Consider the following 26,753-nt stretch of genomic DNA (forward strand, 5'->3'; position numbering starts at 1 on the left):
GAGCGACGCCATGTCCGAACATAAGACCACTATCCAATGGAAACGCGACGGCAAGCCCTTCACCCCGGATGGCTACAGCCGCGACCATGAATGGAATTTCGAACGCGGGCAACGTCTCACCGGCTCCGCGGCACCGGCCTACCTGGGCAGCGCGCACGGCGTGGACCCGGAGGAAGCTTTGGTGGTGGCGCTGTCGTCGTGCCACATGCTGACCCTGCTGGCGATCGCCGCCAAGAAGGGCTGGGTCATCGACAGTTACGCCGATGAGGCCGTAGGCACGCTGGGCAAGAACGATGCCGGCAGGATCGCCCTGACCGGCGTCACCCTGCGGCCCAAGATCGTGTTCGCCGAAGGCAGCGCGCCCGATGCCGAAGGACTGCAACGCCTGCACCATTCGGCGCACGAGCATTGCTTCATCGCCAATTCGGTGAAGACCGAGGTCACCATCGAACCGCAATGACCCGGATTTGTAGGAGCGGGCCCTGCCCGCGACGCTGTTGGTGGTAATGCGTCGCGGGCAGGGCCCGCTCCTACAAGGGACTCAGAGAATGTAGCGGCTCAGGTCGGGGTCTTGCACCAGTTCGCCCAGATGCGCGTCGACATAGGCGCGGTCGATGCTGACTTTCTGCCCATCGCGGTCGGGGGCTTCGTAACTCAAGGTATCGAGCAGCCGTTCCAGCACGGTGTGCAGGCGGCGCGCACCGATGTTCTCCTGGCGCTCGTTGACCTGCGCAGCGATCTCCGCGAGGCGATCGACGGCATCGGTGGTGAATTCCACGGTCACGCCCTCGGTCAGCAACAGCGCCTCGTACTGGCGGGTCAACGCGGCCTTGGGTTCGGTGAGGATGCGTACGAAATCGTCCTTGGACAACGCCGAGAGCTCCACGCGGATGGGGAAGCGGCCCTGCAGTTCGGGAATCAGATCGCTGGGCTTGGCCAGATGGAACGCGCCGGAGGCGATGAACAGGATATGGTCGGTCTTGACCGTGCCGTACTTGGTGCTGACGTTGGAACCTTCAACCAGCGGCAGCAGGTCGCGCTGCACGCCTTCGCGGCTTACGTCGCCGCCGCTCATGTTGCCGCCGCGCTTGGCGACTTTGTCGATCTCGTCGATGAACACGATGCCGTTCTGTTCGCAGGCCTCGATGGCCGCGGTACGGATATCGTCTTCGTTGACGAGCTTGGCTGCTTCCTCTTCCACCAGCTGGGGACGCGCGGCCTTGATGGTCAGCGTGCGCGTATGCGATTTGGCGCCGCCCATGCTGGAGAACATCTGCCGCAGCTGCTGGCCCATTTCCTCCATGCCCGGCGGAGTCATGATATCCATGCTGACGTTGGCCGAGAGTTCGAGTTCGATCTCGCGGTCGTCCAGCTCGCCGGCGCGCAGCATCTTGCGGAACTTGATGCGGGTATCGCCGTCGTGCGCCGAGGGTTCGTTGCGGGCGGCTTCGGCGTCGAAACCGATGCCGGCGCTACGCCGCGGCAACAGCGCATCCAGGATGCGGTCTTCGGCACGCTCCTCGGCCTGGGTGCGTACGCGCACCTTGGCCTGTTCGCGGTACATCTTGACGGCAGTGTCGGCCAGGTCGCGCACGATCTGCTCCACGTCCTTGCCCACGTAGCCGACTTCGGTGAAACGGGTGGCTTCCACTTTCACGAACGGCGCGTTGGCCAGCGTGGCCAGCCGGCGTGCGATCTCGGTCTTGCCCACGCCGGTGGGGCCGATCATCAGGATATTCTTCGGCATCACCTCGTCGCGCAGGTCGGGCTGCAGCTGCATGCGCCGCCAGCGGTTGCGCAGGGCGATGGCCACCGCGCGCTTGGCGCCGTGCTGGCCGACGATGTGGCGGTCGAGTTCCTGCACGATCTCGCGCGGGGTCATGGTGGAGTTGTTGTCGTTCATGGATAGGCTTTTCGTAGGAGCGACGTAAGTCGCGAATGGAAACGGCACGGATCGGTCGCGACTCACGTCGCTCCTACGCGCTCACAATTCCTCTACCACCACGTTGCGGTTGGTGTAGATGCAGATATCGCCGGCGATGTTCAACGACTCTACCGCGATGGATTTGGCGTCCATCTCGGTATGCGCCATCAACGCGCGCGCCGCCGACAAGGCGTAGGAGCCGCCGGAGCCGATGGCGATGATGCCGTCTTCCGGCTCGATCACATCCCCGGTGCCGCTGATGATCAGCGAGGTGTCCTTGTCGGCCACCGCCAGCAGCGCCTCGAGCTTGCCCAGACGGCGCTCGGTGCGCCAGTCCTTGGCCAGCTCTACCGCGGCGCGCTGCAGCTGGCCGTGTTTTTCGAGCTTGGCTTCGAACAGTTCGAACAGGGTGAACGCATCGGCCGCAGCACCGGCGAAACCGGCCAGCACCTGGCCGTCGCGGCCCAGCCTGCGCACCTTGCGCGCATTGCCTTTCATCACCGTATTGCCCAGCGTGACCTGGCCGTCGCCGGCCACGGCGACGCGGCCGTTGCGCCGCACCGACAGGATGGTGGTGGCGTGGAAAACATTGGGGTTCTGACTGGGGTCCATGCGGCCTCCGAAGTGGTAACTAGGAGGTGGGGACGGCCTGGGCGGGTTCAAGCATGACCAATGGCAGATAGTCCCCTGTAGGAGCGGGCCCTGCCCGCGACGCTCTTCTCCGCGTATCGGGAAAAAGAGCGTCGCGGGCAGGGCCCGCTCCTACAGGAAGAGGTCAGGTCTTGCGCTTGGCGCGCGGATGCGCGGCGTCGTAGACCTTGGCCAGGTGCTGGAAATCCAGATGCGTATAGATCTGCGTGGTGGCGATGTCGGCATGTCCCAGCAATTCCTGCACCCCGCGCAAGTCGCCGGAGGATTCCAGGATATGGCTGGCGAAACTGTGCCGCAGCATGTGCGGATGCACGTTCTTGAACATGCCCTGCTTCTGCGCCAGCAGCTTCATCCGGATCTGCACGGCGCGTTGCGAAATCGGGCCGCCGCCGCGCCCCGGAAACACCGGGACATCGCCCGCCGTTTTCTGTTCGTCGCGCCACGCCTGCAGCGCCTTGCGCGCATGCGAACCCACGGGCACCTTGCGCTGTTTGTTGCCCTTGCCGAGTACGGTGACGAAACCGCTGGAAAGATCCAGGTCGTTCCAGCGCAGGCCGCATAGTTCGCTCAAACGCAGGCCGGAGGAATAGAACAATTCCAGCAAGGCGCGGTCGCGGAACCCCAACGGTACGTCGGTGGGCACTTCCACCAGGCGCGAGGCTTCGTCGGCATCCAGCACCTGCGGCAGCTTGCGCGGCGACTTGGGCGCACGCAATGCAGCAGCGGGGCTGGCAGCGATGCGGCCGTGCCGAAGCAACCAGTTGAAATAGCTGCGGCATGCCGAAAGCCGGCGCTGCAGGCTTTTAGGGGAGAGGCCGCGGCGATGTTCGGCGGCGACGAAGGCGCGGAGTTGTTCTGCGTCGAGTTCGGCCAGGCTTTCCTTGCCCTGCCCCGCAGTCCATTCGGCCAGCGCGGTCAGGTCACGCCGATAGGCATCGAGCGTATGCCCCGACATGCGGCGTTCGACCTGGAGGTGAAAGAGGAAGTCTTCGATCATATTTCCCCACTCCGGGACCTCAACAAATACGGGAATCTTGTAGGAGCGGGCCATGCCCGCGACCGGGCGTTACCGGTACAGCTTCGTCGCGGGCATGGCCCGCTCTTACATGTCAGCCATCGAACCGCTTCATCGCCACCGCTAGCGCCTCGCCCATCATGCGCAGGAACAACGTGCCCATGCCCGGATAGAACCGGTTGCCGTCGCGGCTGCCCACCGCCACCAGTCCCAGGCCGGGCAACGGCAGCAGTGCGGACGACTGCACTTCCTCGGCGCGCGCGCCGTACAGCAAGGCGTTCTTCTCCGGCTGCAGACGGCCGCACAACGGCTCGCCGTCCTTCAGGCAGTCGCGGAACGAATTCAGGTGCGTGCTGTTCTCCGCCACCACCTGCAGCCATTCGGCATCGTCCAGGCCGGCGATCCGTTCGAACAGCACGATGCGCACCAGGTCGCCGTTGAAATCCTCCGCCAGCGAAGCGGCCATCGCACGCAAGGTGTCCTGCGCGGTGTTCTGCTTCAACAGCGAAAGGGTCAGCTGGTGGGTACGCACCGCCAGGCGTTCGTTCTCCTGCGCGTTGGCGAACAGGTCGTTGAGGCGCTTGGACAGTTCGCGGTTCTTGTCGCGCAGCACTTCCAGCTGGTAGCTGGCCAGCGAGGCGGTGGGGCCTTCCTCGCGCGGCACGATCAGGGTCAAGGCCAGATCGGGGAACTGCTTGAGGAAGGTCGGGTGCCGGCGCAGCCAGGCCGCGATCTCGTGGGCACCCAGCTTCTCTTGTGCTTCGCTCATTGTTTCCATTCCCCTTCGAATACGAATGCCGCCGGTCCGGACATGATGACCTCGGCGGCGTCATCGGGCCAGTCGATATGCAAGTCGCCACCCGGCAGGGTGATGTCCACGCTGCGGTCTATGCGCCCGCGCCGCATCAACACGGCTGCCGCCGCGCAGGCTCCGCTGCCGCAGGCCAGCGTTTCGCCGACACCGCGCTCGAACACGCGCAGGCGCAGACGCTGCCGCGAAACGACCTGGGCGAAACCGATATTGGCCGACTCCGGAAACGCCCCGCTGCTCTGCAGCGCCGGTCCCTGCACCAGCACCGGGGAAAGATCGACGTCGGCCACTTCGATGACTGCGTGCGGATTTCCCATGGACACCGCACCGAATTCCACGACCTCGCCATCGAGGTTCTGGCGATAGCTGTCGGCCTTGGGAAATCCCGCCAGCGGAATCAGCTTCGGCTCGAACTGCGGCACGCCCATGGCGATGGAATAGCGATCGCCTTCCAGCCGTTCCACTTCATGCGTCGCCAGCGGGCTATCGACACGGAAACGGTTTCCCCGGGCCACGCCATCGCGTACCAGCCACGCCGCTACGCAGCGCGCGCCGTTGCCGCATTGTTGCGAAGGCGAACCATCGGAATTCCAGATGCGATAGGAGGCCACCGCCCCGGCGCTGCGCGGAGGCTCGATGGTCAGGATCTGGTCGCAACCGACGCCGAAATGGCGGTCGGCAAGCCGCGAAGCGAGCTCCGCATCCGGCGGTGGCGTGCCGTCGCGCAGATCGATGACGACGAAATCGTTGCCGGCGCCGTGCATCTTGGAGAAACGCAACGCTGGCACGCCCGGGGCAGCCTTGTCAGTCATTCTCGGCCGGCGGCGCGGGATCGTCGACCGCTTCTTCGGCTTGCTGGTCGGCGGGGGTCGTGGAAGTCTCGTCGGTGGGCACGGACGCTTCCGGAGCGGTTTCCGCGGGCGCTTCGATCGGCGCCGCCTTCTCCGGCAGGATCAGCGGGCCTTTGGCGCCGCAAGCGGCAAGCAACAAAAGGAGGGGGGCAGCGAGGGCGAGGCGATGGGAACTGTTCATGGCCGAAGTATAGTCAGTTGCCTCCGCCCCGAGGCAGCTCCATTTAAGTCCGATTATGTTCAATCGGCAGCTGCTGGGCCGGCCAGCGTTTCCGTCATCTCCCTGACCTCGGCCTGCCGGTCCCCGTCCGGGTCATCCAGATATTCCTGGATCAGCTGCTGGTAGTAGCCGCATTCGTTGCTGTGAAAATGCGGATCCATGCCCGACAGCTCTGCCGTTTGCGCTTGCGCCTGACTGGCGACTGCGGCTGGATAGTAGGGCGAGTCCCGCAGTCTTTTTCCGAATTCGGGGTATTTGAGCCAGAAGGCCCGCACAGTGGCCGCGTGCGCCAGCCATTGCGCTTCCGGAACGCCACGACAGTATTCCAGCATGCCGTCGGTGGCTTGGTAAAAACGGGAAACGATCTTGCGCTGCGCCTGTTCCTGTGCGGCACTGCCGGCCCAGACTCCGTTGCTGGCAAGCAACAAGGCCAACACCAGGAAATAACCGCGAGGCTTCATATCGACTCACCTATATTTGAGCGAGACAGTCTAGCGATTGCGCCGACTCCGATCACCTCACAATTTCCATGCGCGGCAGCGACAGCGGCTAGCGCGGTTCCGGCCGCAACCACAGCCATGCCGCGACCGCTGCCATGCAGACGATCGGCAGTGCCGCCATCCACCAGCGATGCGCTCCGGTCGAGAGCATGATCGCCAGCAGTACCGCTGCGCACACCAGCATGGCCCCGGTTGCCGCCCACTTGGCCCGCCGCGACACTGCGCCATGCGCCTGCCAGTCGCGAATCATCGGGCCGAAGCGGACGTGCTGCTGCAGATAGCGATGCAGGCGGTCGGACCCGCGCGAGGCCGCATATGCGGCCACCAGGATGAATACGGTGGTCGGCAGGCCCGGCACGAAAATACCGACGATGCCCAGACCCAGGCTGACATAAGCCAGCAGCCACCAAGCCCAGCGGAAACGCGAACTTTCGGTCATCGCCACATGATAGCTGTAGGAGCGGGCCCTGCCCGCGACGAAGCTCTACATGGAAAGCTTCGTCGCGGGCAGGGCGCGCTCCTACAAGAGAGGCAGCTAGTTCGTCGCCGGTTCGGCCACACCCAGCTGGTCCAGCACGAAGGCGTAATACTCCGCTGCCTCGCGGTAGCGACGGAAACGACCGGATTTTCCGCCGTGGCCGGCTTCCATGTTGACGCGGAACAAGAGCGGCAGCGTGCCGGTGTTCTCATCGCGCAGTTTGGCCACGTATTTGGCCGGCTCCCAGTACTGCACCTGCGAATCCCACAGCCCGGTGCCCACGAAGATCGCCGGATACGCCTGCTTGCTTATGTTGTCGTAAGGCGAATAGGTGAGAATGTAGTCGTAGTATTCCTTCTTCTCCGGATTGCCCCACTCGTCGTACTCGTTGGTGGTCAGCGGAATGGAGGGGTCCAGCATGGTGGTGACCACATCCACGAACGGCACCTGCGACACGATCACCCGGTATTTCTCCGGGGCCATGTTGGCGATGGCGCCCATCAGCAGGCCACCGGCGCTGCCGCCGGACGCGGCGACGCGGTCCGGCGCTGCGTAGCCCTGCTTGACCAGCGCGTCGGTAACGTCGATGAAATCGGTGAAGGTGTTCTTCTTGTGCAGCAGCTTGCCGTTGTCGTACCAGTCGCGGCCCATTTCCTGGCCGCCGCGGATGTGGGCGATGGCGTACACCACGCCGCGGTCCAGCAGGCTGACGATGGTCGAATTGAAACCCGGATCGGTCGAAGAACCGTAGCTGCCGTAGGCGTACTGGAACAGCGCGCCCTTGCCGTTCTTCTGGAAGCCCTTTTTGTAGACCAGCGATACCGGCACTTTGGTGCCGTCGCGGGCGGTCGCCCACAACCGTTCGGTGGTGTACTTGCCCGGGTCGTAGCCGATTACCGGTTGCTGCTTGAGCTGCTTGCGTTCTCCGGTGTCCACGTTGAGTTCGTAGGTCGTGGCCGGGGTGGTCATCGAGGTGTAGCTGTAGCGCAGCCACGGAGTGTCGTGTTCGGAGTTCACGTCCAGGCCCATCGAATACGCCGGTTCGTCGGCTTTGACGTATTCCTCCTTGCCGTTGGCGCGCAGCAGGCGCAGGCGTTCCAGGCCGTTGGAGCGTTCGCTGACGGCGGTGAAACCGTCGAACAGCTCGAAGCCTTCGATGTAGACCTCATCGCTGTGCGCGACCCAGTCTTTCCACTCCTCGCGCGAGGTGGAGCCGGAAGGCGCGGTCATGATGCGGAAGTTCTTCGCTTTCCAGTTGGTGCGGATCACCCAGCGTCCGTCTAGGTGGTCGGCGCTGTACTCCACATCGCGTTCGCGCGGCGCCAGCACGGCGAATCGCGACGGATCGCTGGCCGACGCGCAACGCTGTTCGGAGGAAACCGTGCTTTCGACGGAGATGCAGATGAATTGGTCGTCGCGGCTGCGGCCGATGCCCATGTAGAAGCTGTCGTCCTTTTCTTCGTAAACCAGCTTGTCGGCGGACACCGGCGTGCCCAGCACATGCGACTTCACCCGCACCGTGAGCAAGGTTTCCGGATCGTTCTCCACGTAGAACAAAGTCTTGTTGTCGTCGGCCCAGACCACGTTGGCGGATACGCCGCTGATCGCATCCGGATAAAGCTCCCCTGTTTCCAGGTTCTTGAAGCGGATCACGTACTGGCGACGGCCCACGGCATCGTCGGCCCAGGCCAGCAGTTTGTTGTCCTGGCTGACTTGCGCATCGCCGACGCTGAAGTAGCCCTTGCCTTCGGCCATCGCGTTGACGTCCAGCAAAACCTCTTCCGGGGCCTCCATGCTGCCCTTGCGGCGCGCATGGATGGGGTAGTCCTTGCCGGTCTCGAAGCGCGTGTAGTACCAGTAGCCGCGCTCGCGGTACGGCACGCTGGCATCGTCCTGCTTGATGCGCCCGACGATCTCGTTATAGAGCTTCTCCTGCAGCGGCTTGGTCGGCGCCAGCACCGCGTCGGCGTAGGCGTTCTCCGCATTCAGATAGGCCAGCATCTCAGGATTCTTGCGATCGTCGTCGCGCAACCAGTAGTAGTCGTCGTTGCGCGTGGCGCCGAAAGGAGCCTTGACTTCATGCGGCTTCTTGGCGGCATCGGGCGCAGTGGCGACCGGAGAAAGGGCGGAGCTGGGAAAAGTGGTCATCAGGAGGGTGGCCGCAAGCAGGAAATAGGTTGGTTTCATTACAAGTGTGTCCTTGTTGGGCACTGCGCAATGGTCGGGGGCGATCTTGAACTATCAATCGTCGTCTTGCGATAGGGAAAAGCAGCCTGGAGGAACGATTTTTGCTTGTGCTTGTGCTTGTGCTTCTGGCTCTTGCCCTCCCGTGAGGCGCGGCAGGCGAATCGGGTAAACCCGAAGGGCGGCGCACAAGGATGTGCGCCGTTTCCGGAGGCGCAGGATGCGCCTTACGGAAATTCCCGATTCGCCTGCAGACCCAACAGCTTCATCGTTGGGCGCGCTGTAGGGCGGCTTTCTTTTGGTTACTTTTCTTTGCCGTTCAAAGAAAAGTGACTCGCGCAAAGCGCGAAACGCTTCTGCTCTAGTCGGATGGACCACGCCAAGAGCGCCCCCATCCGCCTTCGGCACCTTCCCCCGCAAGCAGGGGAAGGGCTACTTCTGAAAGATTCCCGCCGGCTTTTCCAAGCTCACTTGTTGAGTTGCTGCCACAGGAAGGTGTACGCCAGCGCGCTCATGTGCGCCGACTGCTTGTTGTTGGCCGCCCCGCCGTGGCCGCCTTCGATGTTCTCGTAGTAGCGCACGTCCTTGCCGGCGTCCAGCATCTTGGCCATCATCTTGCGCGCATGGCCGGGATGCACGCGGTCGTCGCGCGTGGAAGTCATGAAGATCGTCGGCGGATAGGTCTTGGCCGGGTCGAACAGGTGGTACGGCGAGAACTTCTGGATGAACTGCCAATCGGCGGTGTCCGGATTGCCGTATTCGGCCATCCACGAAGCGCCCGCCAGCAGATGGTTGTAGCGCTTCATGTCCAGCAGCGGCACCTGCACCACGACCGCGCCGAACAACTCCGGATACTGCATCAGCATGTTGCCGGTCAGCAGGCCGCCGTTGCTGCCGCCCTGGATGCCAAGGCGCTTGGGCGAAGTGATCTTGCGCGCGATCATGTCCTGCGCGACCGCCGCGAAGTCCTCATAGGCCTTGTGCCGGTTCTGCTTCAGCGCCGCTTGGTGCCAGCGCGGGCCGTATTCACCACCGCCGCGGATGTTGGCCACCGCGTACACGCCGCCCTTTTCCAGCCAGCCCATGCCCACGCCGCCGGAGTAACCCGGGGTCAGCGAAATCTCGAAGCCGCCATAGCCGTACAGCAAGGTGGGCGCGCTGCCGTCGTACTTCAGGCCCTTGGGCCGCACCAGGAAATAAGGCACTTTGGTGCCATCCTTGGAAGTGGCAAAGTGCTGCTCCACCACGTCCTTCGAGGCGTCGAAGAAGGCGGGCATGGTCTTGAGCGCTTCCACCGCCGACGCGGGACCGCCGGCTTCGGCCATCATCAGCGTGGTGGGCGTCAGGTAATCGGTGACGGTCAACCACACCGCGTCGCTGTCGTCGCTGTCCACCGCGCCGACGCCGATGGTGCCCAACGCCGGGGCGCCGGCGAATTCGCTTTTCTTCCAGCCGCCGCTCGAAGGGGTGAGTACGATCAGCTTGTTCTTGACGTCGTCCAGCACGTTCAGGACCACATGGTTCTTGGTCCAGGTGGCGCCCGCCAGCGACGTGGAGTCGGTGGGTTCGAACAGCACGTCGAACTTGCGCTTGCCGGCCATGAAATCGTCGAACCGGGTCGCCAGCAGCGAGCCGGCCTTGTAAGTCTTGCCGTCGACTTCCCAGGGCTCGCGCAGTTCCACGGTCAGCCAATCGCGCACCACCCCTTTTCCGGTGGAGTTGGGGACATCGATCTTGGTCAGCTTGCCGTCGCTGCCGCGCAGATACAGTTCGTCGTTGTAGAAGGCGATGGTGCGGCTGACGAAATCGCGCTCGAAGCCGGGCGTATTGTCGCGATAGGCCGCGATGTACATGTCTTGGCTGGTACCTTCGTATACCACCGTGGCGGCGCTGAGCGGCGTGCCGCGCTTCCATTCCTTGACGATGCGCGGATAACCGGACGGAGTCATGCTGCCGGGGCCGAAATCGGTGAAGACGTAGACGGTATCGGCATCTTTCCAGCCAAGGGCGCCCTTGGCTTCCGGACGGAAGAAGCCGTCCTTGACCCATTGCTTGGTGGTGAGGTCGAACTCGCGGGTGACGTCGGCATCGGAGCCGCCGCGCGACAGCGCGATCAGGCAGCGCTTGTAGTCGGGCTTGCGGCAGTCGGCGCCGTGCCAGACCCATTTCTTGTCGTCCTGCAGGCCTTCGGCCTTGTTCAGCGCATCCAGGTCGATGACCGTTTCCCACTGCGGCTGCGGCTTGCGGTATTCCTCCAGCGTGGTCCGGCGCCAGAGGCCGCGCTCGTGATTCTTGTCTTTCCAGAAGTTGTAGTAGTAGTCGCCGATCTTTTCCACGCCCGGGATCTTGGCGTCGGAATCGAGCATGGCCAGGATCTTGCCTTCCAGTTGCTTGAACTCGGGAGTGGAGGCGATTTCGGCCTCGGACTTGGCGTTCTGCGCCCTGACCCATTCCAGCGGCTTCTGCCCTTCGACGTCTTCCAGCCAGGCGTATTTGTCGTCGGTCACTGCAGCGGGCTCCTGGGCGAAAGTGCTGCCTGCGGCAGCGGCAAGGCCCGCGGCGATGGCGATCGTCTGGCAGGCATGGGCGAGTTTGGGCATGGGTACTCCGGTAGCGCGGTCAATTCTCCACGCTAGCACAGCCCGTCAACCCACTCCCCTGCCGAAGGTCAGGCCGCGCGAGACAGGCGCTGGCTGGAGGGAATCGCGCGGCGGCGCGCTTGCGTGCCCGGACGGCGACGGCGCGGCGCGAGGCCGGCGGTCGCCGCCTTGCCCAGTGGCAGGCGGAAACGATGCAGCGACCACAGTGCGATGGCCGGCATGCCGACCAGCCACATCGGCAGCCAGCCCAGCCACTCGCTGGAGCCGCGAGCCATGGGCAACAGGATCACCAGGGCCAATCCGCACAGCAATGCCAGTCGCAGGCTGCGACGGAGTTGCGGGTCGGGCGTTACCGCAACGTTCTGACGGGCTACGAGCTTGGGCATGGCGATGGCTCCTTGGGCTGGAAGGCCAGCCTGCCGCGCCGCCATCTCAAGAGCTGCGACCGTCCCGTAGGTCGGGGCTACGCCCCCGACGCACGTGCACTCCACGCGTTCGGTATATCGCTCGTGTCCGGAGTCGGCCACGTAGGGCCGACCTACCTCGTCCTACGCAGGTCGGGGCTACGCCCCCGACGCGCGTGCACTCCACGCGTTCGGTATATCGCCCGTGTCCGGAGTCGGCCACGTAGGGCCGACCTACCTCGTCCTACGTAGGTCGGGGCTACGCCCCCGACGACCGCTCGTAGTTGCTCAGCGCCAGCTCCAACAACGACTTGGCCTGCTCGCGCAGCACCGGCGGCTCGATGATTTCCGCATCGGCGCCGTAATGCAGGATGTCCATCAGTAGTTCCCGCGACACGCTGTAGGGCACTTTCAGCTGATAGCGGCCATCGGGCAGGAACTTGCCCTCCTGCTTGGAGTGCCATTGCTCGTCGGCCACCCAGCGCGCGGTCTTGGCGCTGAACACGATGGTGGCCCAGCCCTTGGGTTCGCCGGAGAAGATGCCGTAGCTGGAAGCCAGGTGCTGGTTGAGCTCGGCGTCGGTCAGATCGCGCGCCGCTTCGTCCAGCGCCTTGGCGTTGCTGATGCGGTCCACGGCGAAACTGCGCAGCCCGGCGCGTTCGTGGTCCCACGCATCCAGGTACCAGTTGTCGCGGTAATGGGTGATGCGCTGCGGCGAAACCGTGCGCCGCGTGCGCTCGTCGGTGGAGCGCGCCCGGTATTCGAAATTCAGCTGCTTGCGCTCCAGCACCGCCGAGGCCACGCTGCGGAAACTGGCTTCATCCAGCCGGCGTCCGCGGTGCGGGATCACCCGTACCCGCTCCACCGGCCAGTGGTCGACGCCGGCATGGTCGGCCAGCAGGCCTTCGATGCGTTTCTGCAACGGCGCCAGCGCGCCGGCCAGCACGCCACCGCCGGTGCGCATCAGCAATTGCTGGGCGGCCAGCAGCGAATAGAGTTCTTCCGAACTCAGCCACAGGCCCGGCAGTTCGAAGCGTTCGCTTTCACCGGCCTGATAGCGGAAGCCGGCTTCGCCATCGCCCTCGATCGGGGCCATCAGCGCATCGCGCAGGTAGGCCAGGTCGCGATAGGCGGTGGCGCGCGAGCAGCCCAGTTCCTCTTGCAGGCGCTTGACCGTGACCGGGTAGCGCGCGGCCTTGAGGATGCGGTGCAGGGCGGTGATGCGTTCGATCTTGTCCATGCGCCGATTATGGCCGAGCCGTGGCCGTTTTCGCGATGAAGATGCCGTTGAAGCAAATACAGGGGACCGGCTGTTCGACAGCTTGGGCCCGTGCGGTGCCGGATCCCGCTGCGCAGTCACCCGTGCGCAGCGACCCCTCAACGCGCGGACCCAAGCTGCCGGCGCGCTGACGGAACCCGGCCGCGCGGGAGCGGCGTCCCCGCCGCGAGCTCTCAATGGCCCAGACAGGCGCATGCAGGAGCTCGCAGCAGAATGTCACTCCCACGCTATCCTTCTGTCATCAGGTTCGCCAGCCGGATCGATGATGTCTCCCTGCCCCCAGCCTTGGAGTCCCGCATGACCTGCCGTCCACTTGCGCTTGCCTGTGTTGTCCTGGTCCTTGCAGCCTGCAAACAGTCCGCACCCGCCGAACCGGGTGCGGATGCGAACCCGACCGCCTCCAACATGGCGGCGGAGAAGGCGGCGCCCCCCAGCCTGCTGTCGAGTCCCGAAGACGAAGTAAAGGCATCGATGGACAAGTTCCTGAAAGCCAAGTCCTTCCATGCGGTGATGGTCATGGAGGGCGCGCGCGGGATGACCAATGAAATGGACTTCGTCGCCCCCGACCGCTACCGCATGAAGATGCCGGTGGGCACCCAGGTGATCGTCGGCGACACCATGTACATGCAGGCCGACGGCCGTTCGATGAAGGTGCCGCTGCCGAAAGGCACGCTGAGCCAATGGCGCGATCCGCTGAAGATCGAGGAGAACAAGGCCGGCCTGAGCGTCGAGGCGCTGGGCAGCGACAGCGTGGAAGGCCAGGCGGCGAAGAAGTATCTGGTCAGGAACACGCAGCCCGAAGCCAACGAGTTCACTTTCTGGATCGGCAGCGATGGCTTGCCCCTGCAGTTGCTGCACCAGGGACAGGCGCAGGGCAAACCCTATTCGATGACCTTGCGCTATTCGCGCTTCGATGACCCGTCGATAACCATCGATCCGCCGCAATGATTTCCTAACTTGCGTTTAACGGCTTGCTCCCCGAGCCGGCTGGCAGACTCCGCGCCGGATCAGCGGAGGTCACATGCAGGGAAGCGAGCGGCAGGCAGGCGCCACGCAGGTGATCGCGTGGCTGGGAGTGATTGGGGTGCATGCGTGTCTGTTGTGGCTGCTGACACGGCAGGAGCCAGGCACGGCCAACTTCGACGATGGACCGCGATTGCGTCTGGTGTTCGTGACGCCTGCGCGGCCGCTACCGCCGCCGACACTACCTCCGCGTCCTTCAGTCCCGCCGGCCCAGATCCCGCGAGGTGCACCGACAGCATCTCGCCCCCTAGTGGTCCTCACCGCTCCGGTCGCACAGACCAGCGAACCGGTGGTTCCTGCAGCCGACCAGTTGCAGGAGCAAGCCCGGGATTGGGCGGCCCGGCAGGCTCCACCGGCCTTCGCCGCCGACCCGTTCGGCAGCCGGCACGCACAGCTGCCCGGCGGAGACGGCCGCGGAAGATTCCGGATGAAGGAACCGCTGAGCCCGCAAAAGATCCTGCAGAAGATCGGAAGCATGGCCGGCGGCCCCGGCTACAGCCAATCGCCTTGTCCACGCATCGCTTCGAATCTTTCCGGCCTGCTGACCGCCACTTCCGAACACGAGCGCGAACTGCTGGACGAGGAATTGCGGCGTGATCGGGAATACTGCCGACCCTGAACGAAAACTTGCCGGCCAGGCGGGAAAAGTGAGAGTGAACAAACACTTGCACTGAAATTGTCAGATTGACGCGATACCATGTAACCGTTTTCAGACCCTGTCCCTGTTATCGCTCACTTCCCAGGCCACCTACATGTACCATCACCCGCTGCTTTTCCCCACCCTCCTCCTGGCCATGACCGCGCCTGCGGCCTGGGCCAATGACAAAGCCTGCCCCTGCGACGGGGAGGACAGCGGCAAGACCGAAGAAGTCTCGCACTGGACCGGCGGCGGCGAACTGGGCTTCGCCTCGGCCCGCGGCAACAGCATCAACGAAAGCCTCAACGGCCGCTTCAATCTGCAGTACACGCAGGACGACTGGATCCACAGCATGGATCTGTTCGGCTTGCGCGCCCGCGCCGAATATCGGGTGGAGGACGAAAACGGCGGCATCACACGCCAGGCCAAGACCACCGCCAACCGCTACACGGTGGGCATCAACAGCGCGTTGAAGCTGGGCGAGCATCGCCAGTTCACTACCGCCGTGCGTGCGGAACAGGACGACTTCGCCACCTACGACCGGCTGCAGACCGCCAGCATCGGTTACGGCACGCGCATGATGGACGGCGAGCGCACCAAGCTGGACGTGCAGGTGGGTCCGGGTTTCAGGCGCGCGCACAACGCCGAAGACGACGTTACCGAGACCGGGGTGATCGGCCGCGGCTTCGTAGGGCTGAAGTTCGACCTGACCGACAACACCGAACTGTCCAACAATCTGCTGGTCGAGTCGGGCAGCCACAACACCTACGCACAGAACGACCTCGGCGTTTCGGTGGCGATGAATTCGCACCTGGCGCTGAAGGCCGGGTTGCAGGCGCGCCGCAACAGCGAAGTCGAAGCCGACCGCAAGAAGACCGACACGCTGACCACCATGAACGTGGTGTACCGCTTCAAGTAGGCGGTCGCGCACTCGGTAGGAGCTGCGTAAGCTGCGACCGTAACAGCCGGACCGACTCGAAGGGTCGTAGAGGCCGATCCGGGCCAGCAATGGTTTTCCGGATCGTGTTCGATTTCGCTATCCCGGCATTAGTCAGGTCGCAGCTTACGCAGCTCCTACACGACCGACGTGGGCCGCTAGAGAAACTCACCGGCGCCCCGCGCCAGCAGCTCCCGGGCCACGGCCTGTCCCAGCGCTTCCGGCGCGTCGCTCGCCGCTTCGTCCTGCGCCCGCGCCATGCGCCCGTCGCTAGCAGAGCCGACCAGTCCACTCAAATGCAGGCGGTCGCCGTGCAATTGCGCATAGGCCGCCACCGGCACGTGGCAGCTTCCATGCAGCGCCCGGTTCATCGCCCGCTCGGCTTCCACGCAGGTCCGGGTAGGCGCGTGATCCAGCGCCGAAAGCATTTCCTGCATCCGCGCATCGCCGGCGCGGCATTCGATCGCTATCGCCCCCTGCGCCGGCGCCGGCAACCAATCCGGCGCGGCCAGGCGCACGCCGATGCGGTCGTGGAAACCCAGCCGCTGCAGACCCGCGCAGGCCAGCACGATGGCGTCGTAGTCGCCCGCGTCCAGCTTGGCCAGGCGCGTATTGACGTTGCCGCGCAGATCCAGCAACTGCAGGTCGTGCCTGCGCGCGCGCAGTTGCGCCTGCCGCCGCAGCGAGGACGTGCCGACGCGCGCGCCCTGCGGCAGGGCATCCAGCGAAGCGTGAAGATTGCTGATAAAGGCATCGGCGGGGTCGGCGCGTTCCAGGATCGCCGACAAGGCGAACGGCGCATCCAGCTCCATCGGCACGTCCTTGAGCGAATGCACCGCGCAGTCGGCCTCGCCCCTCAGCATGGCCAGCTCCAATTCTTTCAGGAACAGGCCCTTGCCGCCGATCGCGGCCAGCGAACGATCCAGCACGTCGTCGCCGCGGGTGCTCATCGGCACCAGGCTCACTTCGATTCCGGGGTGCGCCGCGCGCAGCAGCGTGGCCACGTGTTCGGTCTGCCAGAGGGCCAGCGGGCTCTTGCGGGTGGCGATGCGGATCTGCTTCATGCGGTCATTATGAAGCCGGTGCGGGGAGCTGGATAGGCGGCTCAATGTCCCGTTTCAGTTCCGATATCCGCTTCTATATCCCGTTCGTGGTGAGCTTGTCGAACCACGCTTTTCGCAGGATGCGCTAGTGCCGCGATCTGGGAGATGCCCGCCAAGAGCGTGGTTCGACAGACTCACCACGAACGGGATTTCATAGTCGTGTACTTTTCTAGGAGCCTCCGAACAACTCGAATGTCATCCCGAGCGTAGCGAGGGATCTGCTGTTTTGCGTCGGAAAACAGATCCCTCGCTACGCTCGGGATGACAGGACAAGGGTTGTTCCGACCTTCGCTAAAGGTTCTTGACTGTATCCCGCAACCCCGCCACGCAGCGGCGGCTGACCTCGAGCGGCTCTTTGCCGTGGCGCAGGACGGCTTGCACGCGGCCATCGCCGATGCGCTTGAGTTCGGTGATTTCATGCCGGGCCACCAGGCAGTTGCGGTGGATGCGCACGAAGCGTCCGTTGAATTCGTCCTCCAGCGAACGCAGCGATTCCTCGATCAGATCCTCGCCGCGCGCGTGGTGGACCACCACGTATTTCTCTTCGGCCTGCAGGTAGTGCACGTCTTCCACCGGAATCAGGCGCAGGCTGCCGCGCATGCGCGCACACAGATGCGTGCGCGGGATGCGGCCCGGTTGCGCCGGCGCCTGGGTTTCGCGGCCGGCGATGAAGGTGCGGGCACGTTCCAGCGCCACGGCAAGCCGTTCGGCACGCACCGGCTTCATCAGGTAATCGATGGCCGCGGCATCGAACGCCGACAGCGCGTGCTCGTCGTAAGCCGTGCAGAACACCACCGCCGGCCGCGGATCGAAGGCGGTGAGGTGGCGGGCCGCTTCCAGCCCATCGACGCCGGGCATGGCGATGTCCAGCAGTACCAGGTCGGGCCGGAATTCGGCGCAGGCTTGCAAAGCGCTCAACCCGTTATCGGCCTCGGCCACGACTTCCACGCCGGCGTGCTCGGCCAGCAGCGCGCGCAGGCGCTCGCGGGCCAGGGGTTCGTCGTCGGCGATAACCACCTTCACGGTGCCTGCTTCCTCGGTTCTGCGGAGATCGGTTCTGCGAAGAGACGCGAGTCCATGGTAGCGACCGTTCCGGCCAGCGTCACCCTGCGACGCGGCGCACACTTAGGCGTGGGCGAATCGCCGCGCCATCCAGTCGCCCAGGGCGGCTATTTCCTCGGCGCAGACCTGGTGCGCCATCGGGTAGCGGTGCCATTCCACCGCGAAACCGAACGATTGCAGCAGCTGCGCGCTGCGTTCGGCGTGCACCAGCGGAATCACCGGATCGGCCGCGCCATGGGCCATGAAGACCGGCTGGGTTGCCGCGCCTTCGCTTAGCGATGCTTTCAGGGATTCCGCCGCGGCCTCGGCGCCGGGCAGATAGGTCGACAGGGCGATCAGCCCTCCCAGCGGGGTTTTCCGCCGCAGGCCCGCCGTCAGCGCGATGGCGCCGCCCTGGGAAAAGCCGGCCAGCAGGATCCGTTGCGGTTCGATGCCGCGCGCGTGTTCGCGGTCTATCAATGCGCCGGTCTGCAGCACGGACTGGTCGACGCCCTCGCTGTCGGCGCGGGTGGGGAAGTCCATGCCGACGATGTCGTACCACGCGCGCATGCGCACGCCGTTGTTGATGGTGACCGCGCGTACCGGCGCGTGCGGGAAGACGAAGCGCAGGGACGGCCAGCCCTCACGCACCAGTTCGGGCACCAGCGGCGCGAAGTCGTGGCCGTCGGCGCCCAGGCCGTGCAGCCAGATGACCGACCATTGCGGCGACGGGCCGGTTTCCTGTTCTACGGTTTCGAGCAGATCGATGGCGTTGTCCATGGCTCATTGTGGACGACCCGGCTGCCGCTTACAAAGCCGCCATTGAAGGAAGGCGCAACGAAAGACCCCGGCCTGAGCCGGGGTCTGGGGCACCAATCGCTCCGATGGGTCAGAACTTCTGCGAGAACCTCAATCCCACCGTGCGCGGCGGGGAGGTGACGGTGTAGATCTGGCCGTTTTCGTAGCCGGGTACGGGTGCATGATCAACGTTGCCGCATACCGATTCGGCGCATTGGGTGAACCGGGCGATCTGCGGACGCTCGTCGAATGCGTTGCTGACGAACAGGTCCAAAGCCCAATTGTTCTTGGCGATGCCCACCGAGAAATCGGCCGTGGTGTAGGCCGGCAGGTCGCCCAGGATTTCCCGTTCCGCCGTACGCAGATCGGAAGTGCGTTCGCCCACATGCACCACCGCTCCCTGTACATAGGCATCGAAGCCGCCGATGTTGAACAGGTAGCGCGCGGTCAGGTTGCCCTTGAACTTGGGCGTTACCGGCAGCTGCGTACCGCTGGACGCTTCCGGACCTTCGAACTCCTCTCCTGTCTCCGGATTGATGACTCCTACCGGGCACTCGGTGATCGGCTTGCCGGACGAGTCGGTCAAACCGCAGAAATTCTCGGTCAGTTTGGCGTCGTAGAACGCCGCACCGGCGGTGAGCTGCAGGTTGTAGGTGGCGGCGAAATTCATTTCCATTTCCAGACCGTTGATGCGCGCCTGGTTCGCGTTCTTGATTTCGGTGAGGCCGTTGGCGCCAAGAATGCTGAACTGGAAATCCTCCCACTCCTGCCGGAACACCGCACCATTGAAGGTCAGGCGGTTGTCCATCCAACTGGTTTTCCAACCCAGCTCGTAGTTGGTCAGATAATCCGACACATACGGCGGCAGGCTGCCGCGGCGGTTGTTGCCGCCCGGGCGATAACCCTCCGACCAGGTGCCGTAGATCATCTTGGTATCGCTGAACTCGTAGGTGACGTTGAACTTGCCGATGGTGTCGTGCTCTTTCAGCTCCTTGTCGATGTTCACGCACGGCGAGTTCATGAACGGCGTCTCGGGATCGGCGCAGAAAGCATCGGTGGGATTGTCCGGATCGTCGATGACGTAGCTGGCGAAACCGTGGAAGCCTTTAAGCGTGTTGTCCACCCGGAACGAACGGAAGCCCGCCATTGCGGTCAGTTTGTCGGTGATGTCGAACGAGAATTCGCCGAACACCGCTTCGTCGTGGTCCTCTCGTATCTGCTTGGTCAGCCACAGCGTGCCCGGCCAGCCTGGCACCGAAAGATCGGTGGCCAGTCCGTCGATGCGGTAGTCCTGCTGGATGTCGTGCCTCTGGTTCTGCCAGAACAGGCCGCCGACGAAGCGGAAGCGGTTTTCGGCCGGAGAGGAAATGCGCAACTCGTGGCTGGTCTTCTTGTAGCCGTCCTTGCCCCGGATGTATTGCGACGGATTGATGAAATCGCCGTTGTCGTTGTAGATGGAGCCGCCGTAGGCGTACAGCGTGTCGTACCAGAAAGAATAGTCGCTGTAGTCCGAATCGGTTTCGTCGTCGCGCTTGAGGTGGGCGAAGGCATAGGTGATGTCGAAATTGCCGATCTTGCCCTCCACGGTCAACGCCGCCTGCATCCACTTGTCCTCGGTGCGCTCGGGATAGTAGTGGTTCACGGCCAGGTCGCCGACGCTCTCGTCGAAGGCGAAGAGGCCGTTGCTGGTCGCGCGCTGGCCCATCACAGTCGGACTGATGGTCCAGTTTTCGTTGAGGTCCAGCCGCAAGGCCAGGCGGGCGCCGGTCGTATCGACATCGTTGTAGTTGTCCTTGGCGCGCCCGGTGCACAGGAGCAGATCGGTGGAAGTGCAATCGCGGTTGCTGACCACGCCGCCCCAACTCGGTACATCGTCCGGGTCGCGGATCGGGAATTGGCGGTCGTTCTCCCGGTTGTCGATATATCCCGCATCGTGCTGGTTCCAGCCCACCAGGCGAATCGCCGCCTTTTCGGACAGCGGAATATTGACGAAGCCTTCGGCCACGTGCCCGGTGCCGCCGTGGCTGACGCTGTTGGCTTCCAGGCTGTAGCCGGCTTCGAAACCGGTGGGGTCGGGCTTGTTGGTGATGATGCGGATGGTGCCGGCCTGCGAGCTGGCGCCGTACAGCGTGCCCTGCGGGCCGGAGAGCACTTCGACGCGCGCGATGTCGTAGATGTGCAGATCCAGCGGACCCTGGATGGTGGTGACCGGTTGTTCGTCCAGGTACACGCCTACGCTGGGAAGCGGACCGGAATGGTTGCCATCACCGCCGCTGGACACGCCGCGCATGTAGATCTGCGCGAAGCCGGGGCCGAAGGTCTGGTAGGAAACGCTGGGCAGGTATTTCACGTAGTCCTCGAAATCGCTTACGTTGAGCTCTTCGAGTTTTTCGGTGCCCAGCACCTGGATGCTGATCGGCACCTTCTGCAGGTTTTCCGAGCGCCTTTGCGAGGTCACCGTGATGGTGTCCAGGGTGGCGGCTTCTTTTTCCGCAGGCGTCGGCGCGGGCGTGGCTTCCTGCGCGAAGGCCGCCGAGCCCACCGCAAGGTAGATGGCGGCGGCCAACGGCAATCTGGCAAAAGACGACGGGGGTTTTCTTCGTTCGCTTCGTTTCGTTTCGTGTCTGCTCATCTGCGTCACTCTCTCCAGTGATGGTTGTCGATGCTTGGATAACTACCTTGCCAACGGAAACTCCGGCACCGCCGGATAACTGTCCAGGACCGGGCCCAGCGCGCTTTTCAGCGGCCCCAGCCATGGATCATAATTTCGCCAATGGTCCACGCCCTCGCGGTAGATCGGCTTGCGCACCTGCTCGGAACTGGCGGTGCGCACGGCGCGCTTGTTCTCGAAGAAGCGCAGACAGCCGTCTTCGAATGGAAGCCCGCAGTATTCGAGCAGAAGGCGCACCTGGGTTTCGGTGTCGTCGACCATGTCCTCGTAGAAGACCCGGTGCACCCGGCCCGGCAGCGCGTCGTCGAAATGCGCCATCAGTTCGACGTAGTCCGCGTAGTAGCGGCCGATGTCGTCCAGGCTGTAGGTGAAGCTCTGCCCGCGCGCGAAGTGCTGCTTGTAGCCGGAGAAGCAGCAGGCCAGAGGGTGCCGGCGCGCATCGACGATCTTCGCATTGGGCAGCATCAGCTGGATCAGGCCGATGTGCAGGAAATTGTTGGGCATCTTGTCGATGAAGAACGGCGCATCGGTCTTGCGCTGGATGCGGGTGTGCTGCAGGTAGCGTTCGCCGAGCGCGCGCAGTTCTTCGGCGCCCATCGCCTCCAGCACGTCGTGGTAGGGCATGGCATGGCCGGCGCTGCCCTGGCCGCGCAACTCGCGGGTGATGGAGGTGATTTCCGGCAGCTCCATGGTGCCTTCGACCGCCGAGTGGCTGGACAGGATCTGCTCCAGCAGAGTCGAACCGGCGCGCGGCAGGCCGACGATGAAGATGGGATCGGCGGCGATGGCCCCGTAACCATGCCGCTGTTCGAAGAATTCGCGCGTGTAGCCGCGCTTGATGCGGGCCACGCGCGCCGAGGTGTCCTTGGCGCTGTAAGCCAGCGTGGCGCGGCGCAGTTCATTGCCGTGCTGGTAATGCAGGAACGAAGCCTCGTATTCGCCCTCGTCCTCCAACGCCTTGCCGAGTGCGAATTCCAGGTGCTGGCGGTGTTCGGAAGCCAGATCGGGCTTGGCCAGTTCCCGCTGCATCACCACCCGGTCGTCGCCGGAAAAACGGAAAGTCTTCAGATTGGCCAGGCTCCACCACACCTCGCCCGAGCCCGGCTCCAATTGCAAGCTGCGCCGGTAAGCCTCGATCGCGCGGTCCTGGTGGCCGGCGGTCTTGAGCGCGTGGCCGTAGCTCATCCAGATCCTCGGGTGCTTGGGATAGACCTTGAGGATCTGCTGGTAGAGAGCGATGGCCGGTTCGTAGTCACCGATACGACATAGCACCACGGCCTTGAGATTTCGATAGCCGGGATTGTCGGGTTCGTGCGCCAGCAGCTGGTCTATCTGGGCCAGCGCTTCGGCGGGCTTGTTGGAACGGTGCAGCGCCAGCGCGTAATTCTGGCGCGCGGCGTGGAAGCTGGGCGACAGTTCCAGGCACCGCGCCAACAGGTTTTCCGCATCCTCGTTGCGGCCCAGGCGCATCGCCACCTCGGCCAGCATGCGGATGGCGGCCACATCGGTGGGCGCGCGCTTCAGGTGCTCGCGCAGCAATGCTTCCGCTTCGGGGATGCGCTGTTCGTGCAAGGCGTTGGCGGCAGCCAGCAGCTGCGGGTCGCGGGTGGAGTAGCGCAGGTGGTTGGCGTAGGCGACATCGGCGCCCTGGGCGTCGTCCATCGCCATGAAATGATCGCCCAGCGCAAGCCACGCCTGCGGCAGATCCGGCTTCAGCTTTACCGCGCGGCGCAACGCGGCGACCGCTTCGTCGCCCTGTCTGGCGCGGCTCAGCGCGATGCCCAGTTCCAGCTGGGCCATGGCCGAATTGGGTTGCGAGATCGCCAGGGGCTGCAGAATTTTCAGCGCGCCTTCTATGTCGCCGCGCGCGCGGTGCGAAACGCCCAGCACCAGCAGAGCCATGGGATGGTCGCCGACGGCCTTGATGATTTCCGTCGCCTGCTCGCCGGCCAGCGCCGGATCGGTCGCAAGCAGCCGGGAGGCATGGGCGAGCGCGGTTTCCAGCGTAGCGGTGGGAGCGGCGGCGGTGTTCATACTGCTGAATCCGCGGATTGCCGCTCGCAGGGCAAGGCCGCCTTGCCGGCCGCACGCTCCATCGATTCCGTTGTATCGCGCTTCATTGGAGCACCCCCGTTCACTGCAGCCCGTTCACGGCAGTCCGTTCCGTCATAGCGCTTTCAGCAATCTATAGTTGAATTGAAGGGATTGGTAGTAGGACGCCACCAGGATGCGTTCGTCCTGGCCATGGGCGCGGTCGTCGTCCACGTCGTAGGGCATGCCGTTGAACACGTAGACCGGCATGCCGGCCGCACGCAGGAATACGCTGTCGGTGGCGCCGGCGGACATGTAGGGCGAAACCGGCATTTCACCCCACACCGCTTTGGCCACCTCGGCGATACGGGCGAAGAGTTCGGCGTTGACCGGGGAAGGCGGGCTGGGGTGGGGTTCGGCGACGCGGGCCAGCTCGATGCCCGGATCGGCGAGCGCCTGCCTGAGGGCCAGATCGATCCCGGCCAGGTCTTCGTCGGGCAGCACGCGGCAGTTCACCGTGGCCTGCGCCATCTGCGGCAGGGCGTTTTCGGCGTGGCCGCCCTTCAGCAAGGTGGGAATGCAAGTCGTGCGCAGTTGCGCATTGTTGTAGGTGGAGGTCGCCGCCAGCCGGGCCAGCGCCACCGGATCCTGCGGTTCGCGCGAAGCGGCCAGCATCCCGGTAGCGGCATCTCCCGAATACAACTTGGCCAGACCGGCGTAGTAGCCGCGCGTGGCCGAGTTGGTATGCAGCGGGAACTGCAATGCCGACAGCCTGGCCAGGCCATGCGCCAACCGGTATACGGCGTTGTCCGCAGTGGGCAGTGAACTGTGGCCGCCCGGATTGCGCGCAGTGAGGGTGAAACTGAGGTAGACCTTCTCTGCGGTTTCCACCGACAGCACCGCCGGCTTGCCGTTGCGGATCTCCGGCCCGCCGCCATCGACATTGAGGGAATACTGCGCCTTGATCAGTTCCGGCCGATGCGCCAGCAGCCACTGCACGCCGTTGTCGCCGCCGTCCTCTTCGCCCGCAGTCAGCGCCAGCACGTAATCCCCGTGCGGCACGAAGCCTTCCTGGCGCAGGCGCAGCAGCGTTGCGACCAGACCGGCCGCACCGCCTTTGATGTCCGAGGTGCCGCGGCCGTAGAAGTAGCCGCCGTCCTCGGTCAGTTTGAACGGATCGAAATGCCAGTCCTCGCGCTTGGCTTCCACCACATCCAGGTGGGCCAGCAACAGAATCGGCTCGCGCTCTCCACGGCCGCGCAGCCGCACCACCAGGTTGCGCTTCAGCGGATTGTCGCCCAGCACCAGCACATCGGCCGGGTCGAAACCGGCGTCAAGAAAACGCTTGGCCATCGCTTCGGCGGCGGCGGTGGTGCTGCCGTGGTCCGGCGTGGTGTCGATATCGATCAGTTCGCGCAACAGCTCGCGGCCCAACGTCCGTTGGGCGGCCGGCACCTGCTCGGCCGCCGGCGACGCCAACGGCAGCAACAGCAACGCCGCCAGGCCGGCTACGCGTATTTTATTGAAAGCCCGATGCTTCATTGCTGTTCCCGTACCGGTGTTTTTCTCAAGGGGTTTCCATTGCGAGCGCCAGACCCTGGCCCACCCCGACACACAGGCTGACCAGCGCGCGCCGCTGCCGTTGCCGGCGCAGGGCGTAGGCCGCGGTCATGGCCAGGCGCGTGCCGCTGGCGCCGAGCGGATGGCCCAGTGCGATGGCGCCGCCGTTGGCGTTGACGTGTTCTGCGTCGTCCGCCAATCCCAACGCGCGGGTGCAGGCCAGCACCTGCGCGGCGAAGGCTTCGTTGATCTCGATGCGGTCGAAGTCGGCGAGCTCCAGGCCCAGGCGGGTGCGCAGCTTATGGATGGCCGACACCGGACCTATTCCCATGACCCGCGGCGCCACGCCGGAGGAAGCCATGCCGGTGATTCGCGCCAGTGGCTGCAGCCCGTATTTTTCGACGGCGGCTTGCGAAGCCAGCAGGACGGCGGCGGCACCGTCGTTCAGACCGGAAGCGTTGCCGGCGGTGATGCTGGTTTGCGGGCCGAGCAAAGGTTTGAGTGCGGCCAGCCCCTCGGGAGTCGTGTCGGGGCGTGGCTGCTCGTCGGTGTGGAAATCGAACGGCTGCTTCGCCTGCGTGGTGCGAACGGCTGTGGTCTCCTCCGCGAACCATCCCTGCCGTTGCGCATGCGACGCGCGCTGCTGGCTGCGCAACGCGTAGGCGTCCTGGTCGGCGCGCGCGATGCCGTGTTCGCGCGCCAGGTTCTCCGCGGTCTGGACCATCGAATCGGTGCCATGGCCAGCCTGCATGCGCGGATTGACGAAACGCCAGCCCAGCGTAGTGTCGGCCAGCTGCTGATCGCGCGCGTGCGCGCCGCCGGCTTTGCCCATGACATAAGGCGCGCGGGTCATGCTCTCCACGCCGCCGGCGATCACCAGCTCCGCTTCGCCGCAAACGATCGCGCGCGCGCCCTGCCCGATCGCTTCCAGGCCGGAGGCGCACAACCGGTTGACCGTCACCGCAGGCACGTTTTCCGGTAGCCCCGCCAACAGCGTGGCCATGCGCGCGATATTGCGGTTGTCCTCGCCGGCCTGGTTGGCGCAGCCCAGGATCACTTCGTCCAATGCCGCCCAGTCCAGCGCGGGATGGCGTTCCATCAATGCGATCAACGGCAGGGCGGCCAGGTCGTCGCAGCGCACCCCGCCGAGTGCGCCGCCGTAACGCCCGAAAGGCGTTCGCGTCGCATCGACGAGGTAGGCGCGGGTCACAGGCCCTGTCTCCTGTAAACGTGCGGGTCCCAGCCGCCCTGCCGGATCGCTTGCTCAATTTCGGGTTGTGCGGCGCGCAAGGCAGGCAGGATTTCCTTCAATGCCCGGCCCTGCGCCTTATCGCTGTACTGCATGCTCACGTTGAGGCCGGCGACCACGCAGCCGTTGGCGGCGCGGATCGGCACGGCGATGGAGCACAGGCCCAGTTCCAGTTCCTGCGAAACCATCGCATAGCCCTGCTTGCGCACCTGCAGCAGTTCGCTCTTCAGCGCGCGCGCATTGCGCAGCGTCTTCGGCGTATAGGGCTGGAATTTGTTCCCCTGCATCCAGGCGTCCAGTTCGGCATCGGGCAGGTCGGCCAGCATCACCCGTCCCATCGAGGCGGCGAACGCGGGCAGCCGCGCGCCCACTCCCAGCGCGATGCTCATCACCCGCCGCACCGGCACGCGCAGCACGTAGACGATGTCGTAGCCGTCCAGCACCGCCAGCGAGCACGACTCGCCGACCTTCTGCGCCAGCTGTTCCATGGTCTGTTGCGCCAGCTCGTTGAGATCCAGCGAAGACAGATAGCTGTAGCCCAGCTCCAGCACCCGCGGAGTGAGGAAGAAGCTGCGTCCGCGCGCGCCCACGTAACCCAGGTGTTGCAAGGTCAGCAGGATGCGCCGCACCACTGCACGCGACAGGCCGGTGCTGACCGCTATTTCCGAAAGGCTGGGACTGGGCAGATCGTGCCCGAACGCGCGCAGCACCTGCAGGCTGCGAGCGAGCGATTGCACATAGTCCGGGCTTTCTTCGAAGGGGTTGGCTGCCATGCGCCGTCGCGTG

24 protein-coding genes are annotated in these 26,753 nt (G+C 64.7%); 4 read left to right on the forward strand and 20 right to left on the reverse strand.

What is annotated here, in order from left to right:
* The first annotated feature begins 10 nt into the window (after nucleotides 1-10).
* Nucleotides 11-460, forward strand: a complete 450-nt coding sequence (locus tag BLR66_RS09230; RefSeq protein ID WP_093283877.1) for an OsmC family protein — start codon at nucleotides 11-13, stop codon at nucleotides 458-460.
* Nucleotides 461-541: 81 nt separating this feature from the next.
* On the opposite strand, the gene hslU is transcribed toward BLR66_RS09230, so the two are convergent.
* The 12 genes from hslU to BLR66_RS09290 form a co-directional block, all read right to left on the reverse strand.
* Nucleotides 542-1,903 carry an ATP-dependent protease ATPase subunit HslU gene (hslU, locus tag BLR66_RS09235; RefSeq protein WP_093283887.1) on the reverse strand — a complete coding sequence of 454 codons (1,362 nt, stop codon included), beginning with the start codon at nucleotides 1,901-1,903 and terminating at the stop codon, nucleotides 542-544.
* Nucleotides 1,904-1,984: 81 nt separating this feature from the next.
* Nucleotides 1,985-2,536, reverse strand: a complete 552-nt coding sequence (hslV, locus tag BLR66_RS09240; RefSeq protein WP_093283891.1) for an ATP-dependent protease subunit HslV — start codon at nucleotides 2,534-2,536, stop codon at nucleotides 1,985-1,987.
* A gap of 163 nt (nucleotides 2,537-2,699) precedes the next feature.
* Nucleotides 2,700-3,572 carry a tyrosine recombinase XerC gene (gene xerC / locus BLR66_RS09245; RefSeq protein ID WP_176943808.1) on the reverse strand — a complete coding sequence of 291 codons (873 nt, stop codon included), beginning with the start codon at nucleotides 3,570-3,572 and terminating at the stop codon, nucleotides 2,700-2,702.
* A gap of 112 nt (nucleotides 3,573-3,684) precedes the next feature.
* Nucleotides 3,685-4,359 (reverse strand): DUF484 family protein, encoded by a 675-nt coding sequence (locus BLR66_RS09250; RefSeq protein WP_093283898.1) that lies wholly within the window; start codon nucleotides 4,357-4,359, stop codon nucleotides 3,685-3,687.
* Entirely contained in the window at nucleotides 4,356-5,213 is an 858-nt protein-coding gene (gene dapF, locus BLR66_RS09255) for a diaminopimelate epimerase (RefSeq protein ID WP_255402353.1), read from the reverse strand. Before dapF ends, BLR66_RS09250 begins: the two co-directional genes overlap by 4 nt.
* Nucleotides 5,206-5,433, reverse strand: coding sequence for an LPS translocon maturation chaperone LptM (locus BLR66_RS09260; protein WP_093283903.1), 228 nt, complete (start codon nucleotides 5,431-5,433; stop codon nucleotides 5,206-5,208). Before BLR66_RS09260 ends, dapF begins: the two co-directional genes overlap by 8 nt.
* 59 nt (nucleotides 5,434-5,492) lie before the next feature.
* Nucleotides 5,493-5,933 (reverse strand): hypothetical protein, encoded by a 441-nt coding sequence (locus BLR66_RS09265; protein WP_093283907.1) that lies wholly within the window; start codon nucleotides 5,931-5,933, stop codon nucleotides 5,493-5,495.
* A gap of 88 nt (nucleotides 5,934-6,021) precedes the next feature.
* Nucleotides 6,022-6,411: a YbaN family protein gene (locus BLR66_RS09270; protein ID WP_093283912.1), complete on the reverse strand. Its 390-nt coding sequence runs from the start codon at nucleotides 6,409-6,411 to the stop codon at nucleotides 6,022-6,024.
* 96 nt (nucleotides 6,412-6,507) lie between these two features.
* Complete coding sequence (locus BLR66_RS09275; RefSeq protein ID WP_093283916.1) at nucleotides 6,508-8,637, reverse strand: S9 family peptidase; 2,130 nt, start codon at nucleotides 8,635-8,637, stop codon at nucleotides 6,508-6,510.
* A 464-nt stretch (nucleotides 8,638-9,101) separates the two neighbouring features.
* Nucleotides 9,102-11,234: a prolyl oligopeptidase family serine peptidase gene (locus BLR66_RS09280; protein WP_093283921.1), complete on the reverse strand. Its 2,133-nt coding sequence runs from the start codon at nucleotides 11,232-11,234 to the stop codon at nucleotides 9,102-9,104.
* Between the two features lie 68 nt (nucleotides 11,235-11,302).
* Nucleotides 11,303-11,620: a hypothetical protein gene (locus BLR66_RS09285; RefSeq protein WP_093283925.1), complete on the reverse strand. Its 318-nt coding sequence runs from the start codon at nucleotides 11,618-11,620 to the stop codon at nucleotides 11,303-11,305.
* Nucleotides 11,621-11,897: 277 nt separating this feature from the next.
* Nucleotides 11,898-12,878 carry a helix-turn-helix transcriptional regulator gene (locus tag BLR66_RS09290; protein ID WP_093283929.1) on the reverse strand — a complete coding sequence of 327 codons (981 nt, stop codon included), beginning with the start codon at nucleotides 12,876-12,878 and terminating at the stop codon, nucleotides 11,898-11,900.
* A gap of 336 nt (nucleotides 12,879-13,214) precedes the next feature.
* Here BLR66_RS09290 and BLR66_RS09295 point away from each other — a divergent pair, with 336 nt between their 5' ends.
* The 3 genes from BLR66_RS09295 (at nucleotide 13,215) to BLR66_RS09305 (ending at nucleotide 15,496) form a co-directional block, all read left to right on the forward strand.
* Nucleotides 13,215-13,865: a hypothetical protein gene (locus BLR66_RS09295; RefSeq protein ID WP_143014596.1), complete on the forward strand. Its 651-nt coding sequence runs from the start codon at nucleotides 13,215-13,217 to the stop codon at nucleotides 13,863-13,865.
* A gap of 73 nt (nucleotides 13,866-13,938) precedes the next feature.
* Complete coding sequence (locus BLR66_RS18890) at nucleotides 13,939-14,559, forward strand: hypothetical protein (protein ID WP_143014597.1); 621 nt, start codon at nucleotides 13,939-13,941, stop codon at nucleotides 14,557-14,559.
* 133 nt (nucleotides 14,560-14,692) lie between these two features.
* Nucleotides 14,693-15,496 carry a DUF481 domain-containing protein gene (locus BLR66_RS09305; protein ID WP_255402358.1) on the forward strand — a complete coding sequence of 268 codons (804 nt, stop codon included), beginning with the start codon at nucleotides 14,693-14,695 and terminating at the stop codon, nucleotides 15,494-15,496.
* Nucleotides 15,497-15,672: 176 nt separating this feature from the next.
* On the opposite strand, the gene hemC is transcribed toward BLR66_RS09305, so the two are convergent.
* From hemC to BLR66_RS09345, 8 genes are all read right to left on the reverse strand, one after another.
* On the reverse strand, nucleotides 15,673-16,578 hold the full coding sequence (gene hemC, locus BLR66_RS09310) for a hydroxymethylbilane synthase (protein ID WP_093283944.1): 906 nt from the start codon (nucleotides 16,576-16,578) through the stop codon (nucleotides 15,673-15,675).
* 330 nt (nucleotides 16,579-16,908) lie between these two features.
* Nucleotides 16,909-17,640 carry a LytR/AlgR family response regulator transcription factor gene (locus BLR66_RS09315; protein ID WP_093283949.1) on the reverse strand — a complete coding sequence of 244 codons (732 nt, stop codon included), beginning with the start codon at nucleotides 17,638-17,640 and terminating at the stop codon, nucleotides 16,909-16,911.
* A 102-nt stretch (nucleotides 17,641-17,742) separates the two neighbouring features.
* Nucleotides 17,743-18,438, reverse strand: a complete 696-nt coding sequence (locus BLR66_RS09320) for an alpha/beta hydrolase (RefSeq protein ID WP_093283954.1) — start codon at nucleotides 18,436-18,438, stop codon at nucleotides 17,743-17,745.
* Between the two features lie 109 nt (nucleotides 18,439-18,547).
* Nucleotides 18,548-21,088 carry a TonB-dependent receptor gene (locus tag BLR66_RS09325; RefSeq protein ID WP_093283959.1) on the reverse strand — a complete coding sequence of 847 codons (2,541 nt, stop codon included), beginning with the start codon at nucleotides 21,086-21,088 and terminating at the stop codon, nucleotides 18,548-18,550.
* Nucleotides 21,089-21,130: 42 nt separating this feature from the next.
* Nucleotides 21,131-23,161, reverse strand: a complete 2,031-nt coding sequence (locus BLR66_RS09330; protein WP_093283964.1) for a tetratricopeptide repeat-containing sulfotransferase family protein — start codon at nucleotides 23,159-23,161, stop codon at nucleotides 21,131-21,133.
* A 132-nt stretch (nucleotides 23,162-23,293) separates the two neighbouring features.
* Nucleotides 23,294-24,700, reverse strand: coding sequence for a M20/M25/M40 family metallo-hydrolase (locus BLR66_RS09335; protein ID WP_093283969.1), 1,407 nt, complete (start codon nucleotides 24,698-24,700; stop codon nucleotides 23,294-23,296).
* 25 nt (nucleotides 24,701-24,725) lie between these two features.
* Entirely contained in the window at nucleotides 24,726-25,928 is a 1,203-nt protein-coding gene (pcaF, locus tag BLR66_RS09340; protein WP_093283974.1) for a 3-oxoadipyl-CoA thiolase, read from the reverse strand.
* Nucleotides 25,925-26,740 carry an IclR family transcriptional regulator domain-containing protein gene (locus tag BLR66_RS09345; protein ID WP_093283979.1) on the reverse strand — a complete coding sequence of 272 codons (816 nt, stop codon included), beginning with the start codon at nucleotides 26,738-26,740 and terminating at the stop codon, nucleotides 25,925-25,927. Before BLR66_RS09345 ends, pcaF begins: the two co-directional genes overlap by 4 nt.
* Nucleotides 26,741-26,753: the final 13 nt, after the last annotated feature.

Source organism: Pseudoxanthomonas sp. CF125 (genome assembly GCF_900104085.1).
GTDB lineage: Bacteria > Pseudomonadota > Gammaproteobacteria > Xanthomonadales > Xanthomonadaceae > Pseudoxanthomonas_A.